Origin of the sequence: Intestinibaculum porci (assembly GCF_003925875.1) — a bacterium.
In the GTDB taxonomy this organism is placed as follows: Bacteria; Bacillota_I; Bacilli_A; order Erysipelotrichales; family Coprobacillaceae; genus Intestinibaculum; species Intestinibaculum porci.
In genome coordinates this window covers 2,568,779-2,585,091 of record NZ_AP019309.1, presented here as the reverse complement: position 1 = coordinate 2,585,091, position 16,313 = coordinate 2,568,779, and the positions used below count along the sequence as shown (strand labels likewise).

Sequence of the window (16,313 nt, the reverse complement as noted above, 5' to 3'; positions counted from 1 at the left end):
TCATGGCAAAAATGTCACGCAATGACGTACGTAAAAGACGTCATTTAAGAGTACGTAAGAAAATCTCTGGTACTCCAGAATGTCCAAGATTAAATGTTTTCCGTTCTAATAAGAATATTCATGCGCAGATTATTGATGATGTTAATGGTAAAACATTAGCATCAGCAAATTCTGTTGAAATGAAATTAGAAAACGGATCAAATATTGAAGCAGCGAAAAAAGTCGGTGCTGAAATCGCTAAAAGAGCATTAGCAGCAAATATCGATCACGTCGTATTCGATCGTGGTGGATATGTATATCACGGTAGAGTACAGGCTTTAGCTGAAGCAGCTAGAGAAGCTGGACTGAAATTTTAGTAGGAGGTTAAAGAATGGAAGCGCGTAAACCAAGAGAAAATGGTCAGAATAATGGTCGCAGAAGAAGAAACAACCAGAAAAGAAGACCAAGAGAACAGAAAGAATTCGAAGAACGTGTAGTTACTATTAACCGTATTACTAAAGTAGTAAAAGGTGGTCGTAAAATGCGTTTTGCTGCCCTGGTCGTTATTGGTGACCGTAAGGGTCGTGTTGGCTTCGGTACTGGTAAAGCTCACGAAGTACCTGATGCAATCAGAAAAGCAAGCGAAGCTGCTAAGAAGAACTTAATTACAGTTTCAATTAAGAATGGTACAATCCCTCATGAAATTAAGGGTGTATACGGTTCTGGTTATGTATTCTTAAGACCTGCATCAAAAGGTACTGGGATCATCGCCGGTGGTCCAGTTCGTGCCGTTGTCGAATTAGCTGGTTATACTGATATCTTATCTAAATGTATTGGTTCAAGAACACCAATCAACATGGTTAGAGCTACAATGGCTGGTTTAGCTACTATGAAAACAGCTGAACAGGTTGCTGCTTTAAGAGATAAGACTGTTGAAGAAATCTACGGATAAGGAGGAGCTTATAATGGCAAAATTATCAATTACTCTTACTAAGAGCCCAATTGGTGCTAAGAAAAACCAGAAGGCGACTCTGAAAGCCTTAGGTTTAAACAAAATGCACAAAACTGTTGAAAGAGAAGACAATGCTTATACTCAGGGTATGATTAGAGCGGTCGCTCATTTAGTAACAGTGACAAAAGAAGACTAGGAGGTACTTTCGTCAATGAAATTACACGAATTACACTACACTGATGGTGCACGTAAAGAAAGAAAACGTGTCGGACGTGGTACAAGCTCTGGAACTGGTAAGACTTCTGGTAGAGGTCAGAAAGGTCAGGGCGCACGTAGCGGCGGAGGAAAGAAACCTGGTTTTGAAGGTGGACAGACTCCATTATTCATGCGTATTCCAAAACGTGGTTTCACTAATGTGAACAGAAAAGAATATGCAATTGTAAACGTTAAAGACTTAAACAGATTTGAAGCTAACTCAGTTGTTGATTTAGAAGCATTAATGAACGCTGGTTTAGTTAAGAAAGAATTAGATGGCTTAAAAATCTTAGGTAACGGTGAATTAACAGTTGCTTTAACTGTTAAGGCTAACAAGTTCTCTAAGTCAGCTGCAAGCGCCATCGAAGCTGCAGGTGGAAAAACTGAGGTGATCTAAATTGATTACCTTCTTAAAAGAAGTATTTAAGAAAGGCGAGCTTCGTAGAAAGGTCGTCTTTACGCTAGGTATGTTATTTGTATTCCGTTTAGGGGCAGCGATCACGATACCATATATCAATGCGGATGCCATCTCGCAAAGTGCAACTTCAAGCGGGATCTTCGGAATTATGAATATGCTTGGTGGGGGGACTCTTGAAAGATTCTCCCTCTTCTCATTAGGTGTTTCACCTTACATCACTGCGTCAATCATTATCGAATTACTTTCTATGGATGTCATCCCTACACTCGCGAGATGGCAGAAAGAAGGGAACGTCGGTAAAAAGAAAAAGGATAAAGTCACAAGATATCTGACTTTATTCTTAGCAGCGATCCAGGGTGGATCATTAACATATGCATTTGATAAAGGTTATGGTATTTTAACAAGTTCTAAACCTTGGATTTATGTATATGTCGTTGTGGTGATGGCAGCTGGTTCCATGTTTGCGATGTGGATCGGTGATCGTATTACGATCAAAGGGGTTGGTAATGGGACTTCATTATTAATCTTTACCGGAATCGTTGCAAATTTACCTAACCAATTTATCACAACTTATGATACAATGGTTTCGTATAAGACAACTTATACCGCCGTTACAAGTATCTTATGGTATATTCTCTTCGTTTTAGCATATTTAGCAATCATGATTTTCGTTGTGTATTCTGAAGGTGCGGTTCGTAAGATCCCAATCTTCTATGCAACCAATACAATGACGGTAATGCATACTAAAGAAGATACGCATATGCCAATCAAGATCAACTCTTCATCGGTAATCCCAGTTATCTTCGCTGCTTCTGTTTTAGCGGCTCCAAGAACGATCATTAGTTTTATGAGCTCAACGAAAACAACGCAGATGATTGATGATATCTTAAATTACCAGAAGCCTGTTGGATTCATTCTCTATGTTCTGATGATCGTCTTCTTCACATTCTTCTATTGTAACTTACAAATTGATGCAAAGAAGATTTCTGAAGACCTCAAAAAGAGCGGAGCCGCAATCCCAGACATCCGTCCAGGGACTGATACAAAGAAATATATTGGTACAGTTTTAAATAGAATTACAGTTGTTGGCGCTTTGTTCTTGACAATTATCGCTGCAATCCCTATTATTGTACCTGTTGTATGGACTGCAACGTCGTCTAACGCGTTATCACTTGGTGGTACCGGGTTAATTATCGTTGCCGGAGTGGCTTTAGAGACAATCCGACAAATCAGAAGTATCCTGACTCGTAAAGAGTATCACGGGTATATTCGTAAGTAGTAGTAAGTAAGGAGGAAATTATGAATATTATCTTAATGGGGCCTCCTGGCGCTGGCAAAGGGACCCAAGCTAAAAAGCTCGTTGAAAAGTACGGTTTAGTACAGATTTCTACTGGGGATCTGTTTAGAGCGGCGATCAAGGAGCAAAATAAATTTGGTGTCATTGCCAACTACTTTATCCAGTATGGATATCTTGTACCAGATGATTTCACTAATGAAATGGTCTATGACTATTTAAAGGAACATTTACCTGAGTACAAAAATGGATTCATCTTAGATGGATTCCCAAGAACTGTGGTTCAGGCTCGTGAGCTCGAATCATGGTGTAAAGAGTTAGGATTCAACATTGATTTTGTTGTCAATTTAGATATTCCTAGCGAAGTGTTAGTTAAGCGTCTGTCAGGAAGACGTACCTGCAAAAACTGCGGAACGACTTTCCATGTAGAATTCAACCCACCTAAAGTAGAAGGCGTTTGTGACGTCTGTGGCGGAGAACTCTATCAGCGCGCTGACGAAAGTGAAGAGGCTGTCAAAGTGCGCCTTGACACTTACGAGAAGCAGACTCGCCCGCTCATCGACTATTATAAGATGAAGGGTCAATTATCAATTGTGAACGGAAACCAGTCTATGGCGGACGTATTCCACGATTTAGAGGCTGTTTTGGAGGATAAATAATGATTACTATCAAAGATTCAAGAGAAATTGAATTGATGAGACATGCAGGTCATGTCGTTGGGGTAGTACATCAGGAATTAGAAAAATGGCTAAAGCCTGGTCTCACCACTAAACAAGTGGATGAATTCTGTGAAAAGATCATCAGAGACCATGGCTGTACGCCATCATTTAAAAACCTGTATGGGTTTCCTGGTGCCAACTGCGTATCAGTGAACGACTGTGTTGTTCACGGGATTCCAGACGATTATGTACTGAAAGATGGCGACGTCATCTCAGTCGACGTTGGAGCCTGCTGGAAAGGTTATCATGGGGATAGTGCCTGGACGTATGTGGTAGGTACGCCAAGCGAAGATGCTAAACGCTTATTAGATGTCTGTGAAGCATCCTTGTTTGCCGGTTTAGCCCAGGTAAAACCGGGTAATCGATTATCCGATATTTCTCATGCTGTGCAGACTTACTTAGAGAGTCATGGCTGCTCAACACCAAAAGAGTATACCGGACACGGCATTGGCACTGAAGTCCATGAAGATCCTAGTGTTCCAAACTATGGGAAAGCAGGACGTGGGCCAAGACTCAAAAAAGGTATGGTGCTGGCAATTGAACCAATGGCCCATCTTGGCGGTGACGCCGTTGTGGCAGGAGAAGATGGCTGGAATGTCAAAACTGCTGATCATTCATTAGCAGCGCATTTCGAACATACTGTCGCAATTACTGATGATGGCTATGAAATTCTGACAAAAGTATAGTGAGGTAAAAGTATGGCAAAGAAAAACGACGTTATCGAAGTCGAAGCCACTGTAGTTGAAAACTTGCCTAATGCGCAGTTTAAAGTACAGCTGGACAACGGAGTTACTATTCTTGCTCACGTTTCTGGTAAAATCCGAATGAACTACATCCGCATTTTACCGGGGGATAAAGTAACTGTTGAAATTAGTCCGTATGACTTAACACGTGGGCGCATCACATTTAGAAAAAAGTAATACCCAATAGGAGGTAAACAAGATGAAAGTTAGAGCATCTGTAAAACCAATGTGTGATAAATGCAGAGTGATTAGAAGAAAGGGTAAAGTCATGGTTATCTGTGAAAACCCTAAACACAAACAGAGACAAGGTTAATTTTAGGAGGACTTATTAATGGCTCGTATCGCAGGTGTTGATATCCCACGTGATAAGCGTGTGGTTGTTTCTTTAACTTATATTTATGGTATCGGTAATACTACTGCTAAAAATATCTTAGCTGCAGCTGGTGTTTCTGAAGATACTAGAGTAAAAGATTTAACAGAAGAAGAAGAAACAAAAATCAGAAAAGAAGTAGAAAAGATCAAAGTTGAAGGTGATCTTCGTAGAGAAACTCAGTTAAACATTAAGAGATTAATGGAAATTGGTTCTTATAGAGGAATGCGTCATAGAAGAGGTCTTCCAGTACGTGGACAGAGAACAAAGACTAATGCAAGAACTCGTAAGGGTAAAGCACGTCCTATCGCTGGTAAGAAGAAATAATTAGGAGGCACAATTCATGGCAAAAGCAACAAAGAATACACGTGGTAAAAGACGTGTTAAGAAAAATATCGCTAAAGGTATTGCTCACGTTCATTCAACATTCAATAATACAATCGTAACTATCGCTGATGAACACGGTAATGCTGTCACTTGGTCTAGTGCTGGTGCATTAGGATTCAAGGGTTCAAGAAAATCTACTCCATATGCTGCTCAGATGGCTGCAGAAGCTGCTGCTAAGGCTGCAATGGATCATGGTATGAAACAGGTTGAAGTTAACGTAAAAGGTCCTGGTCCAGGACGTGAAGCTGCTGTCAGAGCATTATCTGCAGCTGGACTTGAAGTAACAGCTATCACTGATGTTACTCCTATCCCTCATAACGGATGCCGTCCACCAAAACGTCCTCGTGGATAATTCGATTTATACAAATCGTTATAAAATATCATTTTCATGAGGAGGAAAACAATGCAAAAGTTCGAAAAAGCAAATTTCAATGTTGAAACTTATGATGAAGATAACAACTATGGTAAATTCGTCATTGAACCACTTGAAAGAGGGTTCGGGACAACCATTGGTAACTCATTAAGAAGAGTTTTATTATCTTCAATGCCTGGTGCTGCCGTTTATGCAATCAAGATTGACGGTGCCATTCATGAGTTCTCTGCAGTTGACGGTGTTGTCGAAGATGTTACTTCGATTATTCTTCAGATCAAGAAACTGGTTTTCCAGTTAGATACTGATGAAGATGTCACTATGGTTGTTGATGTCACTGGTCCTGCAACTGTTACTGGTGCAGACATTCAGTGTCCAAGTGAAGTCAAAATGATTTCAAACGACTTAGTTTTAGCACATGTCGCTGAAGGCAAACGTTTATACATGGAAATGTATGCTCACAAAGATAGAGGTTATCAGTCTGCTGATCAGAACAAAAAGTATGTCAATACGATCGGTGTGATCTCAACTGATTCTATCTTCTCACCAGTAGTAAACGTTGCATACAAAGTAGAACCGACCCGCGTAGGTCAGTCTGCTAAGTATGACAAGTTAACATTAGAAATTACTACTGACGGTTCTATTAAACCTCACGAAGTTCTTGCTTTATCAGCAAAGATCTTAGTAGAACACCTGAACATGTTTGTTGAATTAACTGATGAAGCGATGAACATGGAAGTCATGAGCGAAGTTCAGCAGGATACAGGCAACAAGGTTCTTGATATGACAATTGAAGAATTAGACTTATCTGTTCGTTCTTACAACTGTTTAAAGAGAGCTGGTATCCAGACTGTTCAGGAATTAGCTTCTAAGACCGAAGACGATATGATCAAGGTTCGTAACCTTGGTAAGAAGTCTTTGAAAGAAGTCAAAGAAAAATTATTAGAATTAGGCTTAGGCTTCAAGCCTGTAGACTAAAGGAATATTTGGAAGGAGCTTAATAATGGCTAAAAATAGAAAATTAGGTCGTACTTCTGATCAGAGAAGGGGCATGTTACGTAACTTAGCTACTGACGTCATTATGTATGGTAAGATCGAAACAACTGCTACAAGAGCTAAAGAAGTTCGTTCTGTTGTAGAAGAATTAATTACTCTTGGTAAACGTGGTGATCTTCATGCAAGAAGACAGGCTGCTGCTTATCTTCAGGATGTCATTGATCAGGAAACTGGCAAGACTGCAGTACAGAAATTATTTGATGATGTAGCACCTAAATATAAAGACCAGAACGGTGGTTACACTAAAGTCTTAAAGACTTACAACCGTAAAGGTGACAACGCTACAATGGCAATTATCACATTATTATAATAATGTATCTAAGACGAGGGAAACCTCGTCTTTTAAATTTTATAACTTTCTAGATATAATATGTGTCTCAATATATTTGACAATGTTATTAGACGTGGGTATGTCTTAGATTTCTTTCATAAACCTGATATTGCTTCTTATGGTGGTGATTATAATGAAAGAATAAATACGTATGGGGGTAATGGCCTTGCGCAAGTTTACGGCACATCTTTCGCATCAGCTTGGATTGCAAGAAAACTGTGTTTTCTTATCGATGTCATGAAATTCCCAATAGAGATTGCGAAAGCACTGATTATTGATTCAGCAGCATGCCATTAGTGAATGATAAAGGAATGACCACTTATAGAGAAGTGAATAGGTATTTAGATACAGCAGTTATGTTAGCGAAGGAAACAGGGGACTTAGCAGTTTATAATTATGTGATTAAGGTGTTATCAACCCAAAAGATGAGTGAACGTGCAAAGGTATTAGCGGTTAGACGTATTGAGCATTTAGCTTATCTCTATCCTTATTTAATCCCTTTATTAGATCAATATGTCTGTCGACTCCGTATATTCTTTCTAATTCACTATAGTTTGGCTTAACATTCATATCTTTTATAATCATTATTACTCCTACAAGATTCTTCATGTAAATTATCCTCCTTTCGGAGATGATTTTACAATAAATCGAAAAAAAGATAACCACATTCGGATCGTTTAGATTTACCAATTTTGGTGATTTTAAATGATCCAAATTGGTAAGTTATGTGATCCTTTTTGGTTATCTTTAGATTACCATCATTAGTGGGGATGATCATGCAATATGGTGATTGTATCTTATTAACGATGACTTGGCTTTATTTGATGAATAATAAAGTGCATAATCGGAAAAAGATCAATAAGTTAAGAAGGAATGCTTTGAATCTAATAGAGAGTAAACATGATTTTGATACACACTGGTTATTTTGTTTTGAAGTATTAGATGTGGATGATTTTATGAATAATCCAGATCTATGGGGATGGAGTAAGTTGAAAGGGAAGGGAATCAGTTTTATTAGAAAAGAGTATAAAATGAACCCCCCTTATGAATCCATCAGTAAACAATGATATAGTGTCATTGGATCATAAAAGAGACGGTAAATGATTCACGTTATTTTAAATGATGGGCTTAAGATCATCAAAAATTGTTATGTCTTTAAGTAACTTAATAGTGACAAGTGGTATTGAGTGTGCTAGGATATGACCTATAATTTACTAGAAGTTTTATATGTTATATTCTCCGTAAATAACAGAAGTCAAAATTTGAAAAAAATGATATTTAAGGGGTAACATAACACAGTTTTGTATTGAAATTTACGTCACATTTGGTACAATACCTACGACTTGTAGTAAGTTACATGTTTTCTCGGGAATAAGAAAACAAAAAGTAAGAAATAGCGGAGGGGAAATTTTGAATACGGAAGTTATTGAAAGAGAAAACGTAGACGATACTATTGAGATCGATCTTAAGGCTATGTTCTTAAAATTAAAATCTTTATGGTATGTTTGCGTGATTGGCCTTCTGGTTGGTTCACTTGTAGGGGTGTTCTATTATTCAGTGTTATCAACACCTAAGTATGAATCAACTTCCATGGTTTATCTCAGATCATCATCAAAGAAATTATCATTAGAATCATTACAGCTGAATACCAGCTTAACGCAGGACTATCAGATTATCTTTACTAGCCGTCCAAATATTGAAGCGGTTATTAAAGATTTACATTTAAAGTATACTGTTGATCAGTTAAAGAGTATGATCACGATTTCGAATCCTGATGAAACACGTATTTTACAGGTAACTGTTAAATCAACAAGTGCCAAAGAAGCGAAGAATATCGCTAATGACTTAGTAGATCAAGGAATGGATGATATCCGTGAAATTGATTCACAGGAACCATTCGTTGTCGAAAGAGGTATCGCTAATACCAATCGTGTTGGTTTAGGTTTAGCGAAAACAACTGTATTATGTGGTTTGATTGGTTTAGTAGCTTGTGCGGCATTCATTATTGTGAAGTTTATTGTCAATGACGCATTTACTTCTAGTGATGAAGTTGAATCAACATTAGGTTTACCAGTCTTAGCTGTCATCGCGGAAGAAAAGTCATTAAGCTATGCAAAATTAACATCTAAGAAAGGAAAGAGACATCATGGACACAAAGAACATCAAGAATCTAAATAGTGACAAGATTACGATTAATGAAGCTGATAATGAATTCTCTACAGCCAATGAATCTTTCAAGAAATTACGTACGAACTTGATGTATACCGATGATCTTCAGGTCATTGCCATGACGTCAACGATTCCTGATGAAGGAAAATCAGTAGCAGCTTTCAATACCGCTTTATCCTTTGCGGAATTAGGAAAGAAAGTTGTTTATATCGACGCTGACTTAAGACGTAGTTCATTTAAGGATATGTTAATGATTAACACGAAAGCTCCTGGTCTTTCAGAAGCTTTAACCAAACAGTCTGAAACTTATGTCTGTGAAACAAACGTTGATAACTTATCTATTGTTTTAGCCGGTAAGCGTCCACCAAATCCATCAGAAATCTTATCTAGTGGACACTTAAAGGAAATCTTAGAAGAACTGAAGAAACAGTTTGATTATATTGTCATCGATACGCCACCAGTAACGGCGGGTGCAGATGCATCGATTATTGGGCGTGTTGTAGATGGCGTGGTACTCGTTATCAGAAATGAATACACTAGTAAAAATGCCATAAAGCGAGCAGTGAAAGAATTAGAGGCGAATGGTGCCCGTGTGGTTGGGTGCGTCTTAAATCGTGTAAAGAAGGACTCAACTGAGTACGGACATTACGGATACTATGACTACTACTATTAAAAAGAAAAAAAGAAACATGATGATCGGGATTTTTGTGATCATATTATTAGTGATCGCTTTGGTTGTAAGTCTTGTTTTTGCAAATATGAACAAGAAAGGGAATAGTGGGAAAGATTCTGAGAGTGATTATCATCAAGTGACTTATAACGGGAAAACGTATAAGTATAATGCTTCGATTGTATCAATTCTCTTATTAGGAATTGATAAAACGAAGAAAGACAAAAACAGAGCAACATCTCAGGGACAATCTGATGCCATGGAGATGTTACTATTAGATCGTAGCAAGAAGACGATTAAGCTTTTGACCATCCCTCGTGACTGTATGACGCCGATTGAGACGTTTGACGGTGGCGGAGAAAGCTTAGGTTGGGATAAGAACCATATCAATTTAGCCTATGCCTTTGGGGATGATGCAGAATCTGGCTGTATGCATGCAATGCAGGCAGTTAGCAAAATGCTGTATCATATTCCTATCAATTACTATGGTGCAATGGATATGGATAACTTAGACGCATTACAAAATATTGTTGGTGATGTAAAAGTCAAAGTGCCAAATGATACTTTGAAAAAAGCAGAAGGCTGGAAAAAAGGCGATACGATTACCATCAATGCTGGTAATGTGGAAAAATACGTCAGAACTAGGGATACTGATGTAGCTTTTAGTAATGAGACCCGCATGGAGAGACAAAGATCTTATTTCCAGGCGTTTTATGAAAAACTTAAGGTGCTGTTAAACAAGGATTTCAATGGCACGGTCTCAAAAATGTACTCTTTAGTGGAGCACGTAACAACCAATATCTCGTATGATAACATTGTTACCTTTGGAAATATGGTCACTGACTATCAATTCAATGATGACTCGTATTATACGATTCCTGGAAAGTACGTCTCCAGTGATTTATATGATGAATATACCCTGGATAAGTCTGCTTTACATAAGCAGGTCATCACATTATTTTACAAAGCTAAAGAGAATTAAGGGAGGATGAGGTAAATGAATTTCAAGAAAAACTTCGCTGCAGCTGTCTTATCTAGCGCAATGGTTTTAACTCCTGCAGTTGCTTCAGTTAGTGCAGCTCCTTCAGTTGCATTAAACGGTGCTAACGCTCCAACAGGCGTAGTTGTAAAATCTGCTAAAACTACTAAAGGTTATAAAGTTTACGCAGCTAAGAAAGTTGTAAGCAGAAAGAAAGCAGCTAAAGCTTATGCTTCTAAATCTAAAACAGTAGCTAAAGCATTAAAAGGCGAAAAATTAGATAAATCTGTAACTAAACAGCTTAAGAAGTTAAAGAAATTATCTTCTTCTATGGCTCGTTTATATGTAAAGAACGATAAGAAAGGTAAAAAATCTAAAAATACTAAAGTAACTTTCAAAGTTAACAACTTAACTAAGAAAGTTAAAAAAGTATACGTTTTACGTTTCGACTCTGCTAAGAAGAAATGGTTCTTAACTAAGACTAAAGTAAACTACAGCAAGAAAACTGTAACAGCTACATTAGGTAACTTAGGTACTTACACATTAGTTTATACAAAATAATTAATTGGGAGTTAGGCCAGGATAACGGGATTTAATTATTTGGGGAAGAGGATCTTCGGATTCTCTTCTTTATTTTCATATAAAAGGATGGGATAAAATGAGTTATATTGATATACATGGACACTATGCCTGGGGAATCGATGATGGTGTCAAAGATCTGGAAATGGCTAAGAAAACATTATCTATTGCCGCTTTAGAAGGTATTGATACGATTGTGGCGACGCCCCATTTTACTAGCGGGAAAACGACAAAAGAAGATCAGGAAAAAATGATTGCACGAATTAATGATTTAAAAGCCTTAGCTTCAACTTATAACATTAAGGTGCTTCAAGGCTGTGAACTTATGCTAAATAAAGACAGTGATGAAGCGATTGAAAAAGGTATTTATTTACCTTTTGAAAATACCAAGTATATGCTTTGTGAATATGATGTCACAAAGCCTACACAGTCCTTTTTAAATCATTTTGATGATTATCTCAGAAGTGTTCGTATTAAAGGTTATAAGCCGATTATTGCCCATGTCGAACGTTATTTTCATGAAGGTATTGATCTGGATTATGTTCAGTATCTGATTGATTTAGGCTGTGTGATCCAGATCAATACAACCAGTGTCCTAGGTTTAGGGTTACCTGTTCATACCCAAAATGCGATGAAGCTTCTTGATGCGAATATGGTCCATGTTATTGCAACTGATACGCATCAGTGTGAAGGCAGACGTGTTCCTAACATGCAGAAAGCTTATGACACATTAATTGATAAAGGTTTTTCAAAAACATACGCAGAATTACTCTTATCAGGTAATCCTAATCATTTGATTTTAAATGAAGAGATTGAGTATCCTCATTATAAACGCAGTTTCTTTGCAAGAAAGTTTAAACACTAAGAATAGAACTTCTGCTTTGAGCTTTTTGGCTTATCTGGCAGAGTTCTTTTTAATTTGCCTTGTTCAAGTAAAGGATTGATATATTTTCGCATAACATAAGCTGGGGTTTGATTAACAAATTCAGTAATTTCTTTACGTGACCGAGGCTTTTTACAAAAATCTATTATTGATTGAAAAATATCTACTCTATTAATGTGAATTTCTTCCTGAGGATACGAATTATAAAAAGTTACAGTAAATTCTCCGTGTTTCATATTAAATTCAGGTTTTGGCAGTCCAGCCTTATTTAATTCATTGTAAATTGTAGGGATGCCAGAATAACGGTTTTCAGTTATACCAAGTAATTCAAGCATTCCTGCTAAGGCTGGATTACGAGTTTCAGGCCGAATACGTCCTAATAAATTGATTGATGCAGCACCGAATAATCCACCACAGTTTCTGAAGACGATACGGTCTTTATATATTTCTATGCTTGAGGGAATGTTTTCTGTATAAATACTGTAATCACGATGGATGAGCATGTTTAAAATTGCTTCCCTAACTGCTTTTAGAGGATATTCCCTCTGATCAAAACGTTTTCCTTCTTCGTCGATAATTGTTTTAATACGAGTGTTTCGAGTTACAAAAGAAACGGCAGATTCTAACATATCTGAAATTGTACCTGTTATACGTTCGTTGTCAAGAAATCTTTCTTCGTTAGTTCCAATATCACCAATTTGATATCCAGGTACTACTATTGCTGTTATGCAGTATTGTGGAAAATATGCTTGCGGATAAATAAAAAATGTCATAATACCAGCAATAGTTGGTTTACCATCTTTAGTTACACCCATAAGTTCGAGAATCTCTTGATCACTACAATTCTCTGCAAGATTTTTCCTTTGATTTTTAACTCTATTTAAATAAGTATTGATTTGACTGCTTTTAAAAAAATCAGAATTTGCTTCATTTATTGTTCTTAATTCGTCTCGGATTCTATTTCTAAATGCTTCATAACTATACACCTCATATTCACTCATTGGTTCGTCTGCATCACCTACGCGAACATATGATCCTTTTAAACGTCCTTTGCCAATATAGAATACAGGTCTTTTGGCAAAGGAGACACCTGGAATTTCTGCGGTTACTATGTTCTTTCCGTCTATTTCAGCAACAGTAATAAGAGCACATACTTTTGGTTCCATCTGATTACATGCTTCTGTAATTCTTTTTTGACAATCAGCTGGATCATATACGCCAACAACTTCATAATCTTTATTTTCGTCAATGCCAAATAGTATAGTACCACCATCATCTTGGTTGGAAAATGATGATAAAGTATCATAAATGCGGTGTGGGAAACCTAAATTACATGATTTTAATTCAATTGTTTGCCACTCAGATTTTTTCCTTTGAATTTCTCTTATTAAAGAAACAGCTTCTTGCTCTTGCATTTGAGTTCTCCTTTCAAAAATGAATAAAAAGATAATATAATAATCTGCTTAATGACATTATACATAAAATTTAGTGAAACATGTATAAAATTTAATGATAAATTTAATTTAATTTAGTTAATTTATCAAAATTAGTTAAAATATTTTATTTAAATTTACATTATTTGATTAAAATTATATAAAAATATTAAACATTTAAGCAAATAACTTAAATGTTTAATAAAATTGTGAAAAAAGAGGGGGAATTATAAAACTAATATCATTATATATCTCAAATTTATATTTACCTCCTGAAATGAATTTTGCTTGATTATTTAAATGAAAGTTAAATTTGGTTACTATTCACGGCACCCCTCCCGTTTTGGGATATTATTTTGACTTTGCACAGTCAAAGTAGTGCTCTTTTTTAGTTAGCTAGTTATTCACGATCCTATCATTCCCTTGAAAAGGTTATGCATTTCAGAGCAGGGCCGAATTTCTAAAAAAATATTGACTTTATTTTATATTTTTTATAATAAACTCTTATGTATAGGAACTAAAAGATATGATGATGAAAATGTATAATATAACTTACAAACTTGACATTTAACATTGAAAAGTTAAAATATAAATAAATAAGTTATAAGTAAAGGAGGGAAAGTGACATGTATAAAAATGTTTTTGGTTTTCCTATTCAATTTGATGAATGGAATCATCAAGGTTCCTTACCTATTTATATTAATTCAAGTTATGAATTTAGAACTGCATATATTGGTGATAAACGATGTGTTATGCTGACCCCAACAGAAGAACTTGTAACACTCCCTGCACTCAAGAAACAAATCTTAAAAATACAGCAGATCGACAATGTTCCTGTTGTATTTGCGCTTACAAGAATTTCTAATTTTCGAAGAAAAAGTTTTATAGAAAATAACATTTCCTTTATGACTGAACATCAGATCTTTCTTCCTTTTATTGGAACAATGCTTACAAATGAAAAAGAGTCTCAAAGGATTACAGGCAAATTTGTTTTTTCTACGCAACAACTCTTTTTGTATTACTTGTATAATAACAAAAAGCGACTTTATATTTCAGAAACAAAAAAAGTGCTTCCGTTTAGTGCAATGACATTATCAAGAGCGACAAATCAATTGGAAGCTACTGATCTATTTGTGATTGCTAAAGATGGTGTTAAGAAGTTTATTGAATCAAAATACACTCCATATGATTTATTTCAAAAAATAAGAGTGTATTTGTCTAATCCTGTCCGTAAAGTGGGATATATTAATAAGAAGCAGGTTACAGAGGATATGGTTTTTGCTGGAGAAACAGCGCTTTCTGAAAAAACAATGTTAAATCCTAGTAGAGTGACTTGTTATGCGATTAGTGCAAAAAAAATTGATCAAACTTTGTTGTGCCAAGAATTAATCGATCCAAATGAACAAGTGCGACTTGAACTGTGGGCCTATGATCCCAAGCAATTTATTGATGGGCATAGTGCAGATGATATTTCTATTGTTTTATCTTTTAACGGTAGGAATGATGAAAGAATAGAAGAAGCAATAGATGAACTATTGGAAAGAAGGTTACAAAAATAATGGTTATTGGACTTGAAAAATTCAAAGAAAGATTTAAGCAATTTGGAAATCAATATGTAATTATTGGCGGTACAGCTTGTAACTTGATAATGGAGAATGAGGAACTACCTTTTCGTGCTACAAAAGATATTGATATTGTGCTTATAGTTGAAGTACTAACAGTAGAGTTTGGACGACAGTTTTGGGATTATATCAAAGAAGCACAATATAAACATTTAAATAAAAGTACTGGAAATTCACAATTTTATCGCTTTACGTCGCCCAAAAGCAAAGAATTCCCTTATATGTTAGAGATTTTTTCAAGAAATCCTAATTTTATTAAATTGGAAGACGATGCAGTTCTTACACCACTCCCAATTGATGATGAAATATCAAGTTTATCAGCTATTCTTTTAAATGAGACATATTATGAATTATTAAAAAATGGGGTGATAATTGTTGATGATATTCCTGTATTAAAACCAACATGTTTGATACCTTTTAAGGCAAAAGCATGGTTAGATTTAAAAGAACGAAAAAGAAATGGGGAACATGTTGATAGCAAAAATATAAAGAAGCATAAAAATGATGTATTTCGTTTGGCTCAGTTGATTAGTGGTGATACAAGACAGGAACTTGGTCCAGAAATAGAAGAAGATATGAATAAATTTTTAGTGGAAATGGAGAACGAAGCAGTTGATTTAAAAGCCCTAGGCATAAAAGGTGTGGATAAGCAAACGATTATAAATATTTTGTATCAATGTTATGGGTTAAAGGCTAATTTATAATAAATAGTGCATGGTGCTCTAACTTTAGAGGAAACTGATGAAATCATTTTACACTTTATGTACCATGTAGTTCACAGAGGCCCATGCTTCAGACATAGTGCAGTAGGAATTTATTACTTTACGCAATAATGTAAATATGAAACTATTTCATTAACAAATCACTGATTTGTCTTGTCAAATGTTTTAATTTGAATATACTTGAGTGTATTCAAAGGAGGCAGAACTATGGATAAACCGACATTGAATGAAAGAACACAAGCAAATCTAGATCGTATCGCTGCATCTTTAGATGAGCTATCTCAGTATTTAGATGAATTAGAAAAGAGTATTGAGAAAGAGCCAGATGCTGTGCAAAATATGAAAAATGACGATAAATAGCCTATGATGGGCTATTTTCTTT

25 protein-coding genes are annotated in these 16,313 nt (G+C 35.9%); 24 read left to right on the top strand and 1 reads right to left on the bottom strand.

Annotated features, from left to right (window positions below; translation table 11 throughout):
* Positions 1 to 2: 2 nt before the first annotated feature.
* The 21 genes from rplR to SG0102_RS12185 all read left to right on the top strand — a co-directional run bounded on the left by rplR (position 3) and on the right by SG0102_RS12185 (position 12,136).
* On the top strand, positions 3 to 356 hold the full coding sequence (rplR, locus tag SG0102_RS12285) for a 50S ribosomal protein L18 (RefSeq protein ID WP_125120197.1): 354 nt from the start codon (positions 3 to 5) through the stop codon (positions 354 to 356).
* A 14-nt stretch (positions 357 to 370) separates the two neighbouring features.
* Entirely contained in the window at positions 371 to 931 is a 561-nt protein-coding gene (gene rpsE, locus SG0102_RS12280) for a 30S ribosomal protein S5 (protein WP_125120196.1), read from the top strand.
* Positions 932 to 944: 13 nt separating this feature from the next.
* A complete protein-coding gene (gene rpmD, locus SG0102_RS12275) occupies positions 945 to 1,127 on the top strand; it encodes a 50S ribosomal protein L30 (RefSeq protein ID WP_125120195.1) in 183 nt (60 codons plus the stop codon).
* 15 nt (positions 1,128 to 1,142) lie between these two features.
* Positions 1,143 to 1,583, top strand: a complete 441-nt coding sequence (gene rplO / locus SG0102_RS12270) for a 50S ribosomal protein L15 (RefSeq protein WP_125120194.1) — start codon at positions 1,143 to 1,145, stop codon at positions 1,581 to 1,583.
* Position 1,584: 1 nt separating this feature from the next.
* Positions 1,585 to 2,883, top strand: a complete 1,299-nt coding sequence (gene secY, locus SG0102_RS12265) for a preprotein translocase subunit SecY (RefSeq protein ID WP_125120193.1) — start codon at positions 1,585 to 1,587, stop codon at positions 2,881 to 2,883.
* 20 nt (positions 2,884 to 2,903) lie between these two features.
* The gene (locus tag SG0102_RS12260) at positions 2,904 to 3,557 is read left to right on the top strand and encodes an adenylate kinase (RefSeq protein ID WP_125120192.1); all 654 of its coding nucleotides are present in this window, start codon (positions 2,904 to 2,906) and stop codon (positions 3,555 to 3,557) included.
* Complete coding sequence (gene map / locus SG0102_RS12255) at positions 3,557 to 4,303, top strand: type I methionyl aminopeptidase (protein ID WP_125120191.1); 747 nt, start codon at positions 3,557 to 3,559, stop codon at positions 4,301 to 4,303. The genes SG0102_RS12260 and map overlap by 1 nt, the downstream gene beginning before the upstream one ends.
* A gap of 12 nt (positions 4,304 to 4,315) precedes the next feature.
* Complete coding sequence (gene infA / locus SG0102_RS12250) at positions 4,316 to 4,537, top strand: translation initiation factor IF-1 (RefSeq protein WP_125120190.1); 222 nt, start codon at positions 4,316 to 4,318, stop codon at positions 4,535 to 4,537.
* 22 nt (positions 4,538 to 4,559) lie between these two features.
* Positions 4,560 to 4,673 carry a 50S ribosomal protein L36 gene (rpmJ, locus tag SG0102_RS12245; RefSeq protein WP_029070254.1) on the top strand — a complete coding sequence of 38 codons (114 nt, stop codon included), beginning with the start codon at positions 4,560 to 4,562 and terminating at the stop codon, positions 4,671 to 4,673.
* 18 nt (positions 4,674 to 4,691) lie between these two features.
* Complete coding sequence (gene rpsM / locus SG0102_RS12240; protein WP_125120189.1) at positions 4,692 to 5,057, top strand: 30S ribosomal protein S13; 366 nt, start codon at positions 4,692 to 4,694, stop codon at positions 5,055 to 5,057.
* A gap of 16 nt (positions 5,058 to 5,073) precedes the next feature.
* Positions 5,074 to 5,469, top strand: a complete 396-nt coding sequence (rpsK, locus tag SG0102_RS12235) for a 30S ribosomal protein S11 (RefSeq protein WP_125120188.1) — start codon at positions 5,074 to 5,076, stop codon at positions 5,467 to 5,469.
* A 51-nt stretch (positions 5,470 to 5,520) separates the two neighbouring features.
* A complete protein-coding gene (locus SG0102_RS12230; protein WP_125120187.1) occupies positions 5,521 to 6,465 on the top strand; it encodes a DNA-directed RNA polymerase subunit alpha in 945 nt (314 codons plus the stop codon).
* 25 nt (positions 6,466 to 6,490) lie between these two features.
* Positions 6,491 to 6,853, top strand: coding sequence for a 50S ribosomal protein L17 (rplQ, locus tag SG0102_RS12225; RefSeq protein ID WP_125120186.1), 363 nt, complete (start codon positions 6,491 to 6,493; stop codon positions 6,851 to 6,853).
* Between the two features lie 60 nt (positions 6,854 to 6,913).
* Complete coding sequence (locus SG0102_RS12220) at positions 6,914 to 7,171, top strand: S8 family serine peptidase (RefSeq protein WP_125120185.1); 258 nt, start codon at positions 6,914 to 6,916, stop codon at positions 7,169 to 7,171.
* On the top strand, positions 7,162 to 7,437 hold the full coding sequence (locus SG0102_RS12215; RefSeq protein ID WP_148668860.1) for a hypothetical protein: 276 nt from the start codon (positions 7,162 to 7,164) through the stop codon (positions 7,435 to 7,437). The genes SG0102_RS12220 and SG0102_RS12215 overlap by 10 nt, the downstream gene beginning before the upstream one ends.
* Positions 7,438 to 7,698: 261 nt before the next feature.
* Positions 7,699 to 7,941 (top strand): hypothetical protein, encoded by a 243-nt coding sequence (locus SG0102_RS12210; protein ID WP_148668859.1) that lies wholly within the window; start codon positions 7,699 to 7,701, stop codon positions 7,939 to 7,941.
* Positions 7,942 to 8,284: 343 nt separating this feature from the next.
* Positions 8,285 to 9,052 (top strand): YveK family protein, encoded by a 768-nt coding sequence (locus SG0102_RS12205; protein ID WP_125120182.1) that lies wholly within the window; start codon positions 8,285 to 8,287, stop codon positions 9,050 to 9,052.
* Entirely contained in the window at positions 9,021 to 9,716 is a 696-nt protein-coding gene (locus tag SG0102_RS12200; RefSeq protein ID WP_125120181.1) for a CpsD/CapB family tyrosine-protein kinase, read from the top strand. Before SG0102_RS12205 ends, SG0102_RS12200 begins: the two co-directional genes overlap by 32 nt.
* Positions 9,700 to 10,695, top strand: a complete 996-nt coding sequence (locus SG0102_RS12195) for an LCP family protein (RefSeq protein WP_125120180.1) — start codon at positions 9,700 to 9,702, stop codon at positions 10,693 to 10,695. Before SG0102_RS12200 ends, SG0102_RS12195 begins: the two co-directional genes overlap by 17 nt.
* Positions 10,696 to 10,710: 15 nt before the next feature.
* Positions 10,711 to 11,253 carry a hypothetical protein gene (locus tag SG0102_RS12190; protein WP_125120179.1) on the top strand — a complete coding sequence of 181 codons (543 nt, stop codon included), beginning with the start codon at positions 10,711 to 10,713 and terminating at the stop codon, positions 11,251 to 11,253.
* Positions 11,254 to 11,350: 97 nt separating this feature from the next.
* Complete coding sequence (locus tag SG0102_RS12185) at positions 11,351 to 12,136, top strand: CpsB/CapC family capsule biosynthesis tyrosine phosphatase (protein ID WP_125120178.1); 786 nt, start codon at positions 11,351 to 11,353, stop codon at positions 12,134 to 12,136.
* Here the strand turns inward: SG0102_RS12185 and SG0102_RS12180 are convergent.
* Entirely contained in the window at positions 12,133 to 13,569 is a 1,437-nt protein-coding gene (locus SG0102_RS12180; RefSeq protein WP_125120177.1) for an ATP-binding protein, read from the bottom strand. The two genes, SG0102_RS12185 and SG0102_RS12180, sit on opposite strands and share 4 nt — an antisense overlap.
* Before the next feature lie 644 nt (positions 13,570 to 14,213).
* Here SG0102_RS12180 and SG0102_RS12175 point away from each other — a divergent pair.
* The 3 genes from SG0102_RS12175 to SG0102_RS15395 all read left to right on the top strand — a co-directional run bounded on the left by SG0102_RS12175 (position 14,214) and on the right by SG0102_RS15395 (position 16,291).
* Positions 14,214 to 15,146 (top strand): MarR family transcriptional regulator, encoded by a 933-nt coding sequence (locus tag SG0102_RS12175; RefSeq protein WP_125120176.1) that lies wholly within the window; start codon positions 14,214 to 14,216, stop codon positions 15,144 to 15,146.
* Positions 15,146 to 15,913 (top strand): hypothetical protein, encoded by a 768-nt coding sequence (locus SG0102_RS12170; RefSeq protein ID WP_125120175.1) that lies wholly within the window; start codon positions 15,146 to 15,148, stop codon positions 15,911 to 15,913. The genes SG0102_RS12175 and SG0102_RS12170 overlap by 1 nt, the downstream gene beginning before the upstream one ends.
* Before the next feature lie 225 nt (positions 15,914 to 16,138).
* A complete protein-coding gene (locus SG0102_RS15395; RefSeq protein ID WP_157983048.1) occupies positions 16,139 to 16,291 on the top strand; it encodes a hypothetical protein in 153 nt (50 codons plus the stop codon).
* Positions 16,292 to 16,313: the final 22 nt, after the last annotated feature.